Here is a 15,416-nt window from a genome sequence, read left to right on the forward strand (position 1 = left end):
CAGGCCACGATCTCAGTATTGTGATTCGTGTGCCACGGTCGCCCCTCCTAAGGTTCGCGCCGCGAGGGCGGCCGCCGGATTTCGATCGCGCGTCGGCAGGCTTCACAACACGTTCCGCAAAAACACGGCCCGACCATTCAACTCTTTTCGTCCCGGCGCTGCCGGCAGCGGGAGGAGACGATGGCTATGGACGTTCGCGACAGGCGCGGCGGACGCGCCCCCATGCACGTGGTGTCGAGACGCGATCCGCCCGGCGGGCCGGCCGGCTCGGACTTGTCCCGGCCGGACATCCGCCGATCCGGCGCCCCGGCACCCGAGGGTGCCCCGGCCGGCATCCCGGCCGAGCCGATCAGCTACGCCGAGCTGGAACGGCGGCTCGAGGACATCGACATCCCGGACCGCGCGCTGCGGCCCTATTTCACCGGTGACCCGGCGGCCTCGCAGCCCTTCGCGCCGGTCGTCCAGATCGACCCGGCCACGGTGGTCCTCGACCGCACGGCGCGCTTCCGGGTCGAAGGCGCCTTCGCCATGGACTGGGCCAACCGCATCGCCCGGCGCCGCCGGCAGGAGCGCTTCGCCCGCCGCCGCGCCCGCGGCGAGCGCCGGCCCGTGCTGGTCGCCGAGGGCGACTCCTGGTTCCAGTTCCCGTTCCTGCTCGACGACATCGTCGACCAGCTCGACGCGAACTATCACGTCTGGTGCGTCAGCGCGGCGGGCGACACGCTCGCCGGCATGATCGAGGCGGCGCCCGAATACGTCGAGGCGCTGGCCGGCCAGGCCGAGCTGCCGAACGTGCTGCTGTTCTCCGGCGCCGGCAACGACCTGGTCGGCGAGGACACGGACGGCACCTCGGTGCTGTTCGGCGTGCTGCGCGACTTCGAGCCGGGCCGGCCGGCGGCCTGGTACGTCGACACGGACGCCTTCGCCGAGCGCCTCGCGTTCATCGAGCGCGCCTACCGGACGCTTCTCGGCACGGTCGGGCAGGCGTTCGGAGGCCGTGTCGCCGTGGTTCTGCACGGCTACGACCACGCCATCCCGGGCGGCCCCGGCGATCCGCGCCGGCCGCTGTGGGCCGCGAACGACGCCTGGATCGGCGCGCCGCTGACCCGGCGCGGGATCATGGATCCGGCGCTGCGCCGGGCGATCGTGCGCACCATGATCGACCACCTCAACGAGCTGCAGCGCCGCCTGTGCGGCGGCGGCGCGGCGGGCGGCACCTTCGCCCATGCGTGGCACGTCGACGTGCGCGGCACCCTGCCGCGGGTCGCCGACTGGGCCGACGAGCTGCACCCGACCGACGCCGGCTTCGCCCGCGCCGCCCGGCGCTTCGACAGGGTGCTGGCGCATCTGATCAACCGCGAGGAGGCCACCATGGCAAACGGGGAGCGAAGTGCGGGTCGAAAGTCCGAAGCGGTCCGGACGGAGCGGGCCGCCGGCTCGGCGATCAACGCCACCCTGCTCGGCGACATCGTCGCGAGCCGGGTGGCGGACGCCGTGGCGGCGGCGCTGCAGCCGTTGATCGACCGCCTGCCCCCGCCGGGCGCCGGCGACACCGCGAGCGCGCGGACCCTCCAGCGCCATGCGGCCGGGCCGAGCGCCGGCGAGACCGCCGGCGCCATCCGTGAGGAGCGCACCCCAGCGGCGGGCGGGCGCGGCCGGGCCGGCGACTCGCGTCCCGAGGGCGGGCGCGCATCGATCCGGGCCGCCACCGAGCCGGCCGGTCCGCGCGACCTCGGCGCCGACGCCGGCGGGCCGGACGTGCCGTTCGTCGCCGAGGTCACCACCGAGGGGCGGCTGTTCGCCGACCTCGGCGCCGAGCTGCCGGTCAACGACCCGGCCGCCATGATCCGCGGCTTCCGCGCGCTCGAGGTGGCGGTGGGCCGCGAGATCCTCGCCAATGCGGCCCTGCTCGACGTGCTCGCGCGACGGCGGCGCGCCGTCGCCCGGATCACGGCCGAGGGCGTCGACTACCAGGGCCGCGACGGACGGTGGACCGGGACCGGATTCCTGGTCGCCCCCAACCTGCTGCTCACCAACCACCATGTGCTGAACTCGATCGCCGTGGCCACGACGGCGCGGGCCGAGTTCGACTACGAGGTGACGGCCGACGATCTCCTGGCCGGGGCCGACGGGGCTCTCGCCAAGAAGCGCTTCCCGCTGGATCCGGCGCGCCTGTTCGTCACCAGCCCGGTCGACGGCGGGCTCGACTTCACCTTCGTGTGGATCGAGCGCGCCGCCGCCGAGGAGTTCGGCGCCATCCCGCTGGAGCGCGCCTCGTTCTCGGTCGGCCGCGGCGAGCAGGCCTATGTGATCCATCATCCGCGCGGCGAGCCGAAGCAGGTGTCGCTCGACGACACCGACGTCCTCAACGTCCAGTCCACCGTGATCCACTACGCCTCGGACACCGACTACGGCTCGTCGGGCGCTCCGGTGCTCGACCGCCGCGGCCGGCTGATCGCCCTGCACCACGCCCGCGACCAGCGCCGGCTGGACCTGCCGGACGGCGGCACCACGACGATCGTCAACGAGGGCATCAAGATCGGCGCCATCGCGATCGACCTGGAGAACCGGCAGAAGCAGGGCAGTGCCGACGCCCAGATGGCGGCCGAGGTGCTGGGCGTGGTCCGTGGCTCGGACTCGCTCACCGGCTATTTCGGCGGCCTCGGCCGCAGCGTCGGCAGCGGCTCCGGGGTCGAGCGGGTGGTCGACACCTATCGCGGCACCGACCAGGACGTCGACATCGGCTTCTGGAACATCGAGTGGCTCGCCAACCGCTGGCGCGACAAGGCCAAGCTGCAGGGCGCGGCGCGCGTCATCGCCGACCTCAATCTCGACGTCTGGGGCCTGTCCGAGGTGTCGCCCGCCGCCGTCCGGGCGCTGGTCGCCGAGATCAAGGAGCGGTTCCGCGAGACCTACGACTGCGCCTTCTCGGAGCCCGACGCGCCGGAAGGGCGCCAGACCACGGCGGTGATCTGGAAGCGGGCGACGCTGCGGGGCGAGCGGGTGGCGTGGCCCTCCGCCGTGGAGCCGCTGTTCCGGCTCGACAGCCGCGATCCGCAGGCCCGCGAGGAGGCCGTGCACGGCCGCATCTTCGACCGCTATCCGGGCCTGTTCCGGTTCGAGACGCGCAGCGACCGGCGCGGCGGCGGCGACGCCGAGCCCGGCTTCGACTTCCACCTGGTGCCGCTGCACCTCAAGGCGATGGCCGAGGGGAGCCTGCGGCGGCGCCTCGCCTCGCGCATCCTGGCCCGGGCCAGCAAGGCGCTGATCGAGGAGACCGGCGACACCGACCTGATCCTCGGCGGCGACATGAACGCGCCGCTCGCCTCGGGCGATCTCGACGCCCTGCGCGACGACTTCGTGGCGATGGCGGCGGAAGACGAGCAGAACGGCGGCTTCACCTATCTGAAATCGCCGAAATCGCTGATCGACAACATCTTCCTGTCGTCGAACCTGACCCGGACCGTGGACAGCGACGATTTCTTCATCGTCGCCAAGGAGCGCACCATCGACGAGTTCGTGAAGCGCGTCTCCGACCACCGGCCGGCCCTGCTGCGGATCTCGCTCGGCCTGCGCACGCGGGAGGCCGCCGTCGCCGACACGCCGACCGACCTGGACGAGATCATCGACTCGCTGCTCGGCGACCGGCCGGAGCCGCCGGTGCCGCTGCGCCGCGCCGGCTGAACCGCGCCGGCCACGTCAGACCCGCGCCACCGGCGACCCGCCGGTGGCGTTCCCCGCCGCACCGACGGTCGGTCTCGGTCCGTCGCAGGGCCACGTCCGTCGCAGGGCCACGTCTGTCGCAGGGCCACGTCTGTCGCAGAACTCCGGCCGTCGCAGGACGCCGGCTGCGGAGCCCCGGCACGGCCGCGCGGTCCGCCGGCCCGCACGGGGCCGGCGCGGCGGTCAGCCGCAGCCGCCCACGCCCATTCCCATGCCGCAGCACTGGCCGCAGCCGCCGCCTCCGCCGGCGCACACCGGCTCGGAGTCGGCACCGCCCTTGGCGGGCGAGGCGATCAGCGAGAGCTGCTGCTCGAGCTGCCCGCTGCCGCAGGCCGGGCATTCCGGCACGTCCGACGAGCGCACCAGGGTCTGGAACATGTGGCCGCAGCTTTTGCACGCGAACCCGTAGAGCGGCATGACGCCTCCGACGAGATGACGATCCAGGACGCGGGGGTGACGGTGTCTTGCCCCACCGCGGCGGCCCGCGCAAGCCGGTCGGGCCGCGTCAGCGCTCGCGAAACCGCAGCGGTGCGGTCGGGATCTCGGCGAGGTCGAGCTCGAGCCGGGTCCTGTCGCGCCCGACGATCGCTCCGACCGTGAAAGCGCCGTAGGCGCAGACCTCCAGGGTCGCGCGGCCTGCCCGGGCCCGGATGTGGCGTTCCGGCTTGGCGAACGTGTCGTGCAGGTGGAACGTCACCGTGCCGGTCAGCGGCGTCTTCACGCGCGGCGCGGCTGCCACCGCCAGCACGATGCGGTACCAGTCGGTCTCGATCTCCTCGACCCGGGCCGACAGGACCCAGCCGTTCCGGGCGGGGGAGCCGCCGAACCGGCCCCGGTTGGGGTCGCGCGGATCGAAGCGCCGCACCGGCTCGGCGGCGGCCCGGCGACCCTGCCCGGTTGCGGTGCGCGGCGCCTCGGCGCCGTTGGCCCCCCAGCCCATCCGCAACGCCACCAGCCGGCGGGACAGGCTGTCGAGATCCATGAAGATCGCCGCGTGATGGATGCCGCTCGAGTCGAGCTTGCGGCGGAAATCCGGCTTGCAGCTCCGGTCGATGACGATCTGCCTCATCTCCCTGCACCGGTAGGGCTCGTCGGGCTTCGGATGGACCGTGAACAGGCCGCGTTGCGACACCAGGCGCGGCGTGATGTAGCCCGGATAGAAGAACGACACCTTGCGGACCCGAAAAGGATGGCAGTCGAGCGCGTCGACCGCGCGAGGCCGGCGGACGATGTAGAGCCCGGCATCCTCGTGGTCGTTGCCCCACACCGCGAAGAACAGCAACACCGACGGCGATTCCGATTAGTCGAGCAGCCGCGTCGGCACGCCGTGGTGCTGGGCGAGCGCGAGCCACTCCCACTCCGTGGTCGGCCGATGATCGAGAAAGGGCAGCGCCTCACGCTTGAACTGATCGAGCAGCGCCTCCTCCAGCCCGATCGAATAGCTGCAGCCCTCGCGCCGGCGCCCGACCGAGGGAACCAGCGTGTGCCGCACCGAGGGAACGCCGCGGAACAGCCATTCGCCGTCGAGATAGGGGGCGATCGTGGTCTGAAATGCGATCCAGTTCGCCACGCGCTCCCGGCGCCAGGGCACGTCGATCTGAAGCGCCGGCATCGGCAAGCCCGCTCCGCGTCGTATGGCTGCGCGATAGTGGATTCACCTGCATGAGGTGTAAATGCCGGTCACGCACTTTTTACGTGTATCCAACGCACCCGCACAGGCACGGCGGACGTATCGTCCCCGCCTGAACCATAGTAACGACTGCCTTCGGGCTCGCGCCGGCGTTCGGCCGCGGACCTCTGGAGGGACCCCCATGCAGGACGTCGTGAAGGAGCTCGCGCCGAAGGGGCGGGTGCGGGCCGCGATCAATTTCGGCAACTCGGTGCTGGCCCAGCAGGACCCGGCGACGGGCGAGCCGCGCGGCACCCAGGCCGCGCTGGCGCGCGAGCTGGCGGCCCGGCTCGCGGTTCCGGTCGAGTACGTCACCTACAAGGCGGCCGGAAAGGTGTTCGAGGCGCTCTCCCGCGACGAGTGGGACGTCGCCTTCATGGCGGTCGACCCGGTGCGGGCCGCCGAACTCGACTTCACGCCGCCCTACGTGCTGATCGAGGCGGCCTGCCTGGTGCCGGAGGGCTCGCCCCTGCAGGACATCGGCGACGTCGACCGGCCCGGCGTGCGCATCGCCGGGGCGCGCGGCAGCGCCTACGAGCTGCACCTCACCCGCACCCTGAAGAACGCCGAGCTGGTGCTGACGCCGAGCGGGCCGGAGGCGCGGGCCCTGTTCGCCGACCAGGGGCTGGAGGCGGTCGCCGGCGTGCGCCAGGAGCTGGTCGCCTTCGCCGAGTCGCATCCCGGCTACCGGGTCATGCCGGGCCGTTTCGTCGGCATCGAGCAGGCGATCGCGGTGCCCAAGGGCCGCACCGCCGCACTGACGTTCCTGGCGGGCTTCATCGCCGAGATGAAGCAGAACGGCTTCGTCGCCCAGGCACTGGCGGCGAGCGGCCAGTCGTCCTCGCTGGTCGCGCCCTGAGGCGACCCGCCCCGGCCGGACGGCGGCCCGGGCGTCAGCCTACCCCGGGGCGGCGCGGTCAGCCCGCCCCGCCGGCGGCGCTCTTGGCGGCGGGCACGGCGGCGCCGAGCAGATCGGCCTCGACGAGCCTGCGCAGTTCGGGCGTCACCTCCGGGGTCGTGCCGAACCACAGCGCGAAGCCGCGCACCGCCTGGTGCAGCAGCATGCCGAGCCCGTCGGCCCGGCGCAGGCCGCGCTCGCGCGCGGCGGCGAGCAGCGCCGTCTCCAGCGGTGCGTAGACGAGGTCGGCGACCACCGCATTGGCGGGCAGCCGGCCGAGGCCGATGTCCAGCGTCGGATGGCCGACCATGCCGAGCGTCGTGGTGTTGACCAGGAGCTGGGTCGCCCCGAACAGGCCGCGCGCCTCGTCCCACTGGATCGCGTGGACGGCGGCGCCGAAGCGCCGCGCCAGCTCCTCGCCGCGCGCCAGCGTCCGGTTGGCCACGTAGATGCGCGAGACGCCGCGATCGAGCAGGCCGTAGACGACGGCCCGGGCCGAGCCGCCGGCGCCGAGCACCAGCGCGGTCTCCAGGCCGCGGTCCCATTTCGGCGCCGAGGCGTCGAGATTGGCGATGAAGCCCTCGGCGTCCGTGTTGGTGGCGCGCAGCTTCGCCCCGTCCAGCCACAGCGTGTTGGCGGCGCCGATCTTCTTCGCCCGCTCGTCCGGGACGGCGAGCGCCAGCGCCGCCTCCTTGTGGGGCAGCGTGACGTTCGCCCCGACATAGCCGTGGCCGGCGAGGTCCTTGACGAAGGCGGCGAACGCCTCGGGCGGGACCTCCTCGACCCGGTAGTCGCCGGCGATCCCGTAGGTCTCGAGCCAGTGGCGGTGGATGAGGGGCGAGCGCGAATGCGCCGCGGGCCAGCCGATGACGCAGGCGGCCCGCATGCCGGACGTGGAATCCGTCATGGTTCGTCGATGACCTCGTTGCGAAGAACGCCGATCTCGGGCACCGCGACCTCGACGACGTCGCCCGGCTCGAGCCAGCGCGGGGGCTCGAAGCGAGCGCCCGCTCCCACCGGCGTGCCGGTGACGATGATGTCGCCCGGGACCAGCGTGGTGAACACGCTGGCATAGGCGATCAGGTCGGCGAAGCCGAAGATCATGGCGGCCGTGGTGGCATCCTGCCGCAGCTCGCCGTTGACCCGGGTGGTGAGCCGCATCGGCTCCTTCGGGTCGATCTCGTCGGCCGTGACGATCCACGGGCCGATGCTGCCGGAGCCGTCGAAGTTCTTGCCCGGCGTGACGTTGCGCGAGCCGTGCCGCAGCCAGTCGCGCACCGTGCCCTCGTTGCACAGCGTGTAGCCGGCGACGTGGTCGAGCGCCTCCTCGCGCGGGATGCGGCGGCCCGTCTTGCCGATGACGAGCGCGATCTCGCCCTCGTAGTCGAGCTGCTCGGATTCGCGCGGCCGCACCAGCGGCTGCAGGTGGCCGGTGAGCGATCCCGGCGTGCGGAAGAACAGGTTGGGGTACTTCGACTCGTGCGCCGGGTCCTGGTACTCGTCCGAACGCCCCGCATAGTTGACGCCGACGCAGAGGATCTTCTCCGGCCCGACGACCGGCGGCAGGAACCGGACCTCGCTCAGCGGGTAGTCCGGGCGTACCCCGGCCGCGACGGTGCGCAGCTCGTCCAGGGCCCCCTCGCGCAGCACGTCGAGCAGGGTCGGGAAGCGCGGCCCCATGCGGAGCCGCATGTCGACCACCCCGGTCCCGACGACCGCCCCGAACCCGGAACGGCCGTGGGTGATGTAGCTCGCCAAGCGCATGGCCCCGTCCCCCGAATCCTTCGCCGCACACAACACCTGTCGCCGCTCCGGCGCAAGGCGGCCCGGCCCCGCACCCCCCGGGATATCCCCGGCCAGCCTTGCACGGGACGCGCGACGGAATCGGCTGGTTCGCCTCAACCTCTTCGGAAATAGAGCGGATCGCGCTATGACGAGATCCCGATCCCACGCCACCCCGAGCCCGACCCGGACCGCATGAAAGCCCTCTTCATCGACTGCAACCAACAGCTCGAGCCCGTCTTCGCCCGCGTCCACCGCCCCGACGACCCGCCGATCGCGGTCAACACGGCGCCGTTCACGGCCGCCGACCTGCCCCGGCTGCTCGCCGGCTGCGCCATCGTCCTCGACGACCACTCCTACATGCCGACCGAGCAGATCGCGCAGTGCAAGGACCTGCGCCACATCGTGTTCCTCGGCACCGGCGCGGCCAGCTACATGAACGTCGCCGAGCTGAACGACCTCGGCGTCACGGTCCACACCATCAAGGGCTACGGCGACACCGCGGTGGCGGAGCACACCGTCGCGCTGATGTTCGCCTGCGCCCGCGACGTCGCCCTGATGGACCGCACCGTGCGGGCCGGCACCTGGAAGCCGCTGGAGGGGATGCAGCTCCTCGGGAAGACGCTCGGCGTCGTCGGACTCGGCGGCATCGGCAGCGAGGTCGCCCGCATCGCCGCGGGCATCGGCATGACGGTGGTCGCCTGGAACCGGACGCCGCGGCCGCAGGCCGGCGTGCGGCAGGTCGGGCTCGACGAGCTCCTGGCGACCTCGGACGTCGTGTCGCTCAACCTCGTGCTGAACGACGAGACCCGCGGCCTCATCGACGCGAGGAGGCTCGCCCTGATGAAGCCGGGCGCCATCCTGGTCAACACGGCACGCGGCGCCCTGGTCGACGAGGCGGCCCTGATCGACGCGCTGGCGAGCCGTCGCATCCGCCACGCCGGCCTCGACGTGTTCCATGCCGAGCCGCTGAAGGCCGACCACCCGCTGGCCGGGCTCGACAACGTCACCCTCACGGCACACGCCGCCTTCCGCACCGCCGAAGCCTCGGAGACGCTGCTCCGCCGCGCGATCGACATCGTGCGCACAATCACCGGGTGAGCGGGAAGGGATCGCGAAGCGAGCGGGGCTACGGGAAAGGCCGCTGCCGCCAAACCTTCTCCCCGCGTGGGGAAAGGAGTGAAGACGCCGCCCCTGTGCTCCGCCGCGCGGCCGTGAAACCTTTTGCCGCAATCCCGGTTGTCGGAACGCTCTCCGCCGCAGCGCACGATCCCGTCCGCCGGGGGGACGCGCGGGGGACCCATGCCCGACACCACGACGAGGCCCCGCCCGGCGGCCGAGCCGCACCGCATCGCGCCGCACGGCGCCGACCAGCTCCCGAGCGTCGTCCTCGACAGCTACAATGTCGAGATCACCGACGACGACGGGTTCGTCGGCGACCGCGCCAGCCGGCGCGCCTTCCGGGCGATCGTCGAGCGGTGGCGCAAGCCGCTGCGCGCGCTCGGCGAGGATCCGTTCGGCGACGCGCCGAGCGACAAGCTCAGCAAGAAGTCTCTCGACGATCTGCTGGCCGCCGGGGACGCGGAAGCCGCCGGCGTCGTCCACTCCGCCATCGAGGAGTTCGCCCAGGAGCTCGCGACCGTCACCCGCCGCTTCCTCAAGCTGAAGGCGTGGCGCGACACCGAGCGCATCGTGGTCGGCGGCGGCTTCCGGGCGAGCCGGGTCGGCGAGCTCGCCATCGGCCGCGCCGCCGTTCTGCTCAAGGCCGAGAAGATCAAGATCGACTTCGACATGATCCGCCACGATCCCGACGAGGCCGGGCTGATCGGCGCCCTGCATCTCGCCCCCGCCTGGATCTTCGAGGGTCACGACGCGGTGCTGGCGGTCGACATCGGCGGCACCAACATCCGGGCCGGCGTGGTGCGGCCCAACCTGAAGAAGGCGCCGGACCTCTCCAGGGCCGCGGTGGAACGCTTCGAGCTGTGGCGCCACGGCGACGAGAAGCTCGGCCGCAACGAGGCGGTGGACCGGCTGACCGACATGCTCAAGCGGCTGATCAACCGGGCCGAGAAGGACGGGCTGCGGCTCGCCCCCTTCGTCGGCATCGGCTGCCCCGGGATGATCGAGCCGGACGGCGCGATCGATCGCGGCGCCCAGAACCTGCCGGGCAACTGGGAGAGCCCGCGCTTCAATCTCCCCGCCGCACTGCACAAGGCGATCCCCAGGATCGGCGGCCACGAGGCCGCGATCCTGATGCACAACGACGCCGTGGTGCAGGGCCTGAGCCAGACGCCCCACATGCAGGACGTCGACCGCTGGGGCGTGTTCACGATCGGCACCGGGCTCGGCAACGCCCGCTTCACCAACCGGACCCGGGATTAGGGCGTTTTTTCTTTGCGCCGCGCGAAAGGGTCCGTCACCTGAGGTGCTCGCCGAAGGCGAGCCTCGAAGGGCGACGGCCCGGGTGCTCGTGTTCGATTCTCGGGCCGCATCCTTCGAGGCCCGGCTTTGCCGGGCACCTCGGGATGACGGGTCCGGAGCCGCGGCAACGGCCGGGCATTCGGTTGGCTTCGCTCACTTTGTATGACCGGCCCCCTCGACCGGTGCATGGCTGACCGGGCAGCCGCGCAACCCGGCCGCGCCCCTCCGTAGACGCCGGCGCCCGGACGCGCCACACTCCGGGTCCTTCCAGGGAGTGCCCGCACGGGCGAGACGGCGGCCAAATCACCATCCACGCAACGAGTCGATGCCGCCGTCGGGAGGACACCAAGGACGGAGCACCATGGACATCAAGGTCGGAAAGCAGGCGATCGCCGAAGCGTCGCAGAAGCTGAGCAACTGGGGACGCTGGGGCGCGGACGACCAGATCGGCACCCTCAATCACGTGACGCCGCAGGACGTCGTCGCCGCCGCGTCGCTGATCCGCAGCGGAAAGGTGTTCGCGCTCGGCATCCCGCTCGACCGCAACGGCCCGCAGACCGGCCTGTTCGGCGGTCGCTTCAACCCGATCCACCAGATGCTGGCGACCGGCACGGACGCGGTGGCGGGCCAGCAGGACTGGAACAAGATCCGTTACGCCGACGACACCCTGAACCTGTGCGTCCAGGGCGCGACCCACTGGGACGCGCTCGGCCACATCTTCTACGAGGACAAGGCCTACAACGGCCACGACGCGAAGCGGATCGACTCGCGCGGCCTCGGCGTGCTCGGCATCGAGCACTCGAAGAACAAGATGGCGGGCCGCGGCGTGCTGCTCGACATCGCCCGCTTCCGCGGCGTGGACTGGCTGAAGGACGGCGAGGGCATCTCCAACGACGAGCTGAACAAGTGTGCCCGCGCCCAGAACGTCGAGATCCGCAAGGGCGACTTCGTCATCATCCGCACCGGCCAGATGGAGCGCTGCCTGGCCGAGGGCGAGTGGGGCGGCTACGCCGGCGGCGACGCCCCCGGGGTCAAGTTCGAGAACTGCTACTGGTGCCAGGAGCACCAGATCGCCGCGATCTGCTCCGACACCTGGGGCGTCGAGGTGCGGCCGAACGAGACCGACGAGGCGAACCAGCCGTGGCACTGGGTGGTGATCCCGGCCATGGGCCTGTGCATGGGCGAGATCTTCTATCTGAAGGAGCTCGCCGCCGACTGCGCCGACGACGGCGTCTACGAGTTCTTCTTCTGCGGCCCGCCCCTGATCATCACGGGCGGCACCGGCTCGCCGATCAATCCGCAGGCGATCAAGTAGGCTCCTCGTGCTTCCCCTCTCCCCTCGTGGGAGAGGGGGGCTCGCCGCGCAGCGGCGAGACGGGTGAGGGGGCTCTCCTCTTGCTCGGAGCGTGTGGCACGCCCCCTCACCCGCCCGAGCTTCGCTCGGGCACCCTCTTGTCGCGCGAGAGCGCGGTCCGCGAAGGGAGAGGGTCGGACCGAGGGCCCCTCTGGTGCAACGACAACACGACGAGGAGGAAACATCATGGCCCGTCATCTCAAGCGCGGCATGGACGCGAGCGCGATCAGGGCGGCGGACGACCAGGTCCGCAAGACCGTGGAGAGCATCCTGGCCGACGTCGAAGCCCGCCGCAACGCCGCGGTGCGCGACCTCTCGGACAAGTTCGACAGGTGGGCGCCCGAAAGCTTCCGGCTGAGCCCGAAGGAGATCGAGCGCGCGATCGGCGAGGTGCCGAAGCGCGACCTCGACGACATCCGGTTCGCCCAGGCACAGGTGCGCAACTTCGCCCAGAAGCAGCGCGACACCCTGCACGATCTCGAGGTGGAGACGCTGCCCGGCGTCGTCCTCGGCCACCGCCACATCCCGGTGGAGAGCATCGGCTGCTACGTGCCGGGGGGCCGCTACCCGATGGTCGCCTCGGCCCACATGTCGATCGTGACCGCCAAGGTCGCCGGGGTGAAGCGCATCATCGCCTGTGCGCCGCCGTTCAAGGGCGGGCCGCATCCGGCCATCGTCGCGGCGATGCATTTCGGCGGCGCCGACGAGATCTACGTGCTGGGCGGCGTTCAGGCGGTCGCCGCCATGGCGCTCGGCACCGAGACGATCGCGCCCGTCGACATGATCGTCGGCCCCGGCAACGCCTATGTGGCGGAGGCCAAGCGCCAGCTGTTCGGCCGCGTCGGCATCGACCTCCTGGCCGGGCCGACCGAGACCCTGATCATCGCCGACGAGACGGTCGACGGCGAGATCTGCGCGACCGACCTGCTCGGTCAGGCCGAGCACGGCCCGAACTCGCCCGCCGTGCTGATCACCAATTCCGAGAAGCTCGCGCGCGACACGATGGCCGAGGTCGAGCGCCTGCTGACGATCCTGCCGACCGCCGAGCTCGCCGGCAAGGCCTGGGCCGACTACGGCGAGGTGATCGTCTGCGACTCCGACGAGGAGATGGTGACGGAGGCCGACCGCGTCGCCTCCGAGCACGTCCAGGTGATGACCCGCGATCCCGACTTCTTCCTGAACAGCATGCGCAACTACGGCTCGCTGTTCCTCGGCGAGCGGACCAACGTCGCCTATGGCGACAAGGTGATCGGCACCAACCACACGCTGCCGACCAGGAAGGCGGCCCGCTACACCGGCGGCCTGTGGGTCGGCAAGTTCATCAAGACCTGCACGTACCAGAAGGTGCTCACCGACCAGGCCTCGGCGCTGGTCGGCGAATACGCCTCCCGCCTGTGCATGCTGGAGGGCTTCGTCGCCCACGCCGAGCAGGCCAATGTGAGGGTCCGCCGCTTCGGCCACCGCAACGTCCCCTACGGCGAGGCGGCGGAGTAGAGCAAGGCCGGCTCTCCGATGTCGATGCTGCGGACTTTGCGCCTCGAGCGTTCCCTGCCCCGCTTGCGGGGGAGGGACAGGGAGGGGGAAAGCCGCGACCTCCGAGCTTGACGCTCCCCCTCCCCGACCCTCCCCCGCAAGCGGGGGAGGGAGAAGCCCGTGCCCTCCCGCGAGCGACAAGACCATGACCCATATCGACCTCGCCTCCGCCCCCTCCTTCCGCGTCGACCGCAAGCGGGCGCTCGTCACCGGCGCGGGCCGCGGCATCGGGCTCGCCGCCGCGTCGGTGCTGGCCGAGGGCGGCGCCCATGTGACGCTCGCGGCCCGCACCGCGGCCGAGATCGAGGCCGCCGCGGCGGCGATCCGCGCCAAGGGATTCTCGGCCGACGCGCTGGTGCTGGACGTGACGGATCTCGACGCCGTCGAGGCCGCGCTGGCGGCGCGGCCCGCCTACGAGGTGCTGGTCAACAATGCCGGCATCAACCGCCCGGCCCTGCTGGCCGACGTGACCGTGACGGACTTCGACGCCATTTTCAGTCTGAACGTCCGCGCCGCCTTCTTCATGGCGCGCGCCGTCGGCCTGCGCCTCGTCGCCGAGCGGCGATCCGGCTCGATCATCAACATCTCGTCGCAGATGGGGCATGTCGGCGCGGCGCGCCGCACCGTCTACTGCGCCTCGAAGCACGCCATGGAAGGCTTCACCAAGGCGATGGCGATCGAGCTGGCGCCGCACGACGTGCGCGTCAACTCGATCGGGCCGACCTTCCTGGAAACCCCCATGACGAAGCCGTTCTTCGAGAACAAGGCGTTCCGCGACGCGGTGACGGCGAAGATCAAGCTCGGCCGCATCGGCCGGCTGGACGAGGTGACGGGGGCGATCCTGTTCCTCGCCTCCGACGCCTCCTCGCTGATGACCGGCTCGGCCCTGATGCTCGACGGCGGCTGGACCGCGGACTGAGCCGCGGCCGCGCCGTCACTCGATGCGCTTGATGCCGGCGTCCTGGATGACCTTGGCCCAGCGGTCGATCTCGGCCTGGAGCTGGCGGCCGAACGCGTCCGGCGGTGTCCCGACCGGCTCGAAGCCGATGGCGGCGAGGCGTTCCTTGACGTCGGGCCGCGCCAGGATCGCGGCGATCTCCCGGTAGAGCAGGTCGACGATCTCCTTCGGCGCGCCGGCGGGAAGCATGATGCACTGCCAGAAGTACGACTCCTGCCCGGGCGCTCCGGCTTCCGCCAGGGTCGGCACGTCGGGCAGCTCGGGCGAGCGCTTGGTGCCCGTCACGGCGAGCGCCCGCAGCTTGCCGTTCTTGATGTGCGAGACCGACATCGGAACCGACAGGAACGCGATCGGCGTGTGCCCGGCGAGCGTCGAGGTGGTGGCCGGAGCGCCGCCGTTGAAGGGCACCCGGACGAGATCGAGCTTGAAGGCGGATCGGAGCATCTCGGCGGCGAGGTCGCCGGTCGTCCCGGTGCCGGGCGAGGCATAGGTGTAGCGGCCGGGATTCGCCTTCACCACGGCGATGAACTCCGCCAGCGTGGTGGCCGGGAAGTCCGGATGCACGGCCACCAGCTGCGGCGCCACCGCCACCAGCGTGACCGGCACGAAGTCGCGCATCGGATCGTAGGCGAGCTTGGCGTAGAGGCTCGGATTGATCATGAAGCTGCTGGTCGGCGCGAGCACCGTGTAGCCGTCCGGCGGCGCCTTGGCGGCCATCGCGGCGCCGACATTGCCGGCCCCGGTCGGGATGTCGTCGACGTAGAACTGCTGGCCGAGCCGCTCGGACAGATGCTGCATCACGATGCGCGTGATGGTGTCGGGCGGGCTGCCGGCGGAGCCGGCGACGATCACGCGCACCGGGCGGCTCGGGTACGCCTGGGCCCGCGCGCCACGCGACGAGGCCAGCAGGGCGACCGCGCCCGCGGCACCGGCGAGCAGGCTTCGCCGGTCGAGCAGAATCCCCTGTTCTCGTGCCGCGCACCCGTGCGGCCGGATCTCGCCGAGGCCCCCCTCGACCGACGCCGGCGACCGCGCTGTTTCGGCTCGCCCGATATCCCACCGATCTGCGTTCATCTTG

General features: G+C 71.7%; 13 protein-coding genes. 7 read left to right on the top strand and 6 right to left on the bottom strand.

The genetic code is table 11. The annotated features are described in order from the left end of the window. Positions 1-180: 180 nt before the first annotated feature. Positions 181-3,684, top strand: coding sequence for a trypsin-like peptidase domain-containing protein (locus J2S22_RS18890; RefSeq protein ID WP_272779327.1), 3,504 nt, complete (start codon positions 181-183; stop codon positions 3,682-3,684). Positions 3,685-3,906: 222 nt separating this feature from the next. Here the strand turns inward: J2S22_RS18890 and J2S22_RS18895 are convergent, their stop codons facing one another. From J2S22_RS18895 to J2S22_RS18905, 3 genes are all read right to left on the bottom strand, one after another. Then, a complete protein-coding gene (locus J2S22_RS18895; protein ID WP_272779326.1) occupies positions 3,907-4,140 on the bottom strand; it encodes an FmdB family zinc ribbon protein in 234 nt (77 codons plus the stop codon). An 88-nt stretch (positions 4,141-4,228) separates the two neighbouring features. Then, positions 4,229-5,008, bottom strand: a complete 780-nt coding sequence (locus J2S22_RS18900; RefSeq protein WP_272779325.1) for a pYEATS domain-containing protein — start codon at positions 5,006-5,008, stop codon at positions 4,229-4,231. A 15-nt stretch (positions 5,009-5,023) separates the two neighbouring features. Beyond that, entirely contained in the window at positions 5,024-5,335 is a 312-nt protein-coding gene (locus tag J2S22_RS18905) for an FRG domain-containing protein (RefSeq protein WP_272779324.1), read from the bottom strand. Between the two features lie 199 nt (positions 5,336-5,534). Here J2S22_RS18905 and J2S22_RS18910 point away from each other — a divergent pair, with 199 nt between their 5' ends. Further along, positions 5,535-6,251, top strand: a complete 717-nt coding sequence (locus J2S22_RS18910) for a transporter substrate-binding domain-containing protein (RefSeq protein ID WP_272779323.1) — start codon at positions 5,535-5,537, stop codon at positions 6,249-6,251. Positions 6,252-6,309: 58 nt separating this feature from the next. Here the strand turns inward: J2S22_RS18910 and J2S22_RS18915 are convergent, their stop codons facing one another. Both J2S22_RS18915 and J2S22_RS18920 read right to left on the bottom strand, forming a co-directional pair. Next, the gene (locus tag J2S22_RS18915) at positions 6,310-7,197 is read right to left on the bottom strand and encodes a shikimate dehydrogenase (protein WP_272779322.1); all 888 of its coding nucleotides are present in this window, start codon (positions 7,195-7,197) and stop codon (positions 6,310-6,312) included. Next, positions 7,194-8,054, bottom strand: coding sequence for a fumarylacetoacetate hydrolase family protein (locus tag J2S22_RS18920; protein WP_272779321.1), 861 nt, complete (start codon positions 8,052-8,054; stop codon positions 7,194-7,196). Before J2S22_RS18920 ends, J2S22_RS18915 begins: the two co-directional genes overlap by 4 nt. 213 nt (positions 8,055-8,267) lie before the next feature. Between J2S22_RS18920 and J2S22_RS18925 the strand changes: the two genes are divergently transcribed. From J2S22_RS18925 to J2S22_RS18945, 5 genes are all read left to right on the top strand, one after another. After that, positions 8,268-9,173, top strand: a complete 906-nt coding sequence (locus J2S22_RS18925; protein WP_272779320.1) for a 2-hydroxyacid dehydrogenase — start codon at positions 8,268-8,270, stop codon at positions 9,171-9,173. Positions 9,174-9,374: 201 nt separating this feature from the next. Continuing rightward, positions 9,375-10,454, top strand: coding sequence for an ROK family protein (locus J2S22_RS18930; protein ID WP_272779319.1), 1,080 nt, complete (start codon positions 9,375-9,377; stop codon positions 10,452-10,454). A 400-nt stretch (positions 10,455-10,854) separates the two neighbouring features. Beyond that, positions 10,855-11,808 (top strand): cyclase family protein, encoded by a 954-nt coding sequence (locus J2S22_RS18935; RefSeq protein ID WP_272779318.1) that lies wholly within the window; start codon positions 10,855-10,857, stop codon positions 11,806-11,808. 225 nt (positions 11,809-12,033) lie between these two features. Beyond that, the gene (hisD, locus tag J2S22_RS18940) at positions 12,034-13,341 is read left to right on the top strand and encodes a histidinol dehydrogenase (protein WP_272779634.1); all 1,308 of its coding nucleotides are present in this window, start codon (positions 12,034-12,036) and stop codon (positions 13,339-13,341) included. A gap of 184 nt (positions 13,342-13,525) precedes the next feature. Further along, positions 13,526-14,299, top strand: coding sequence for an SDR family NAD(P)-dependent oxidoreductase (locus tag J2S22_RS18945; RefSeq protein ID WP_272779633.1), 774 nt, complete (start codon positions 13,526-13,528; stop codon positions 14,297-14,299). Positions 14,300-14,314: 15 nt separating this feature from the next. On the opposite strand, the gene J2S22_RS18950 is transcribed toward J2S22_RS18945, so the two are convergent. Next, entirely contained in the window at positions 14,315-15,412 is a 1,098-nt protein-coding gene (locus tag J2S22_RS18950; protein ID WP_272779632.1) for a Bug family tripartite tricarboxylate transporter substrate binding protein, read from the bottom strand. Between the last annotated feature and the right edge of the window lie 4 nt (positions 15,413-15,416).

Source organism: Rhodoplanes tepidamans, from assembly GCF_030813915.1.
Taxonomy (GTDB): domain Bacteria; phylum Pseudomonadota; class Alphaproteobacteria; order Rhizobiales; family Xanthobacteraceae; genus Rhodoplanes; species Rhodoplanes tepidamans.

Excerpts from the sequence above, each read along its gene's own strand:
- J2S22_RS18890 (WP_272779327.1), top strand. The coding sequence starts at position 181 with ATGGCTATGGACGTTCGCGACAGGCGCGGCGGACGCGCCCCCATGCAC.
- J2S22_RS18895 (WP_272779326.1), bottom strand. The coding sequence starts at position 4,140 with ATGCCGCTCTACGGGTTCGCGTGCAAAAGCTGCGGCCACATGTTCCAG.
- J2S22_RS18905 (WP_272779324.1), bottom strand. The coding sequence starts at position 5,335 with ATGCCGGCGCTTCAGATCGACGTGCCCTGGCGCCGGGAGCGCGTGGCG.
- J2S22_RS18910 (WP_272779323.1), top strand. The coding sequence starts at position 5,535 with ATGCAGGACGTCGTGAAGGAGCTCGCGCCGAAGGGGCGGGTGCGGGCC.
- J2S22_RS18915 (WP_272779322.1), bottom strand. The coding sequence starts at position 7,197 with ATGACGGATTCCACGTCCGGCATGCGGGCCGCCTGCGTCATCGGCTGG.
- J2S22_RS18920 (WP_272779321.1), bottom strand. The coding sequence starts at position 8,054 with ATGCGCTTGGCGAGCTACATCACCCACGGCCGTTCCGGGTTCGGGGCG.
- J2S22_RS18925 (WP_272779320.1), top strand. The coding sequence starts at position 8,268 with ATGAAAGCCCTCTTCATCGACTGCAACCAACAGCTCGAGCCCGTCTTC.
- J2S22_RS18930 (WP_272779319.1), top strand. The coding sequence starts at position 9,375 with ATGCCCGACACCACGACGAGGCCCCGCCCGGCGGCCGAGCCGCACCGC.
- J2S22_RS18935 (WP_272779318.1), top strand. The coding sequence starts at position 10,855 with ATGGACATCAAGGTCGGAAAGCAGGCGATCGCCGAAGCGTCGCAGAAG.
- hisD (WP_272779634.1), top strand. The coding sequence starts at position 12,034 with ATGGCCCGTCATCTCAAGCGCGGCATGGACGCGAGCGCGATCAGGGCG.
- J2S22_RS18945 (WP_272779633.1), top strand. The coding sequence starts at position 13,526 with ATGACCCATATCGACCTCGCCTCCGCCCCCTCCTTCCGCGTCGACCGC.
- J2S22_RS18950 (WP_272779632.1), bottom strand. The coding sequence starts at position 15,412 with ATGAACGCAGATCGGTGGGATATCGGGCGAGCCGAAACAGCGCGGTCG.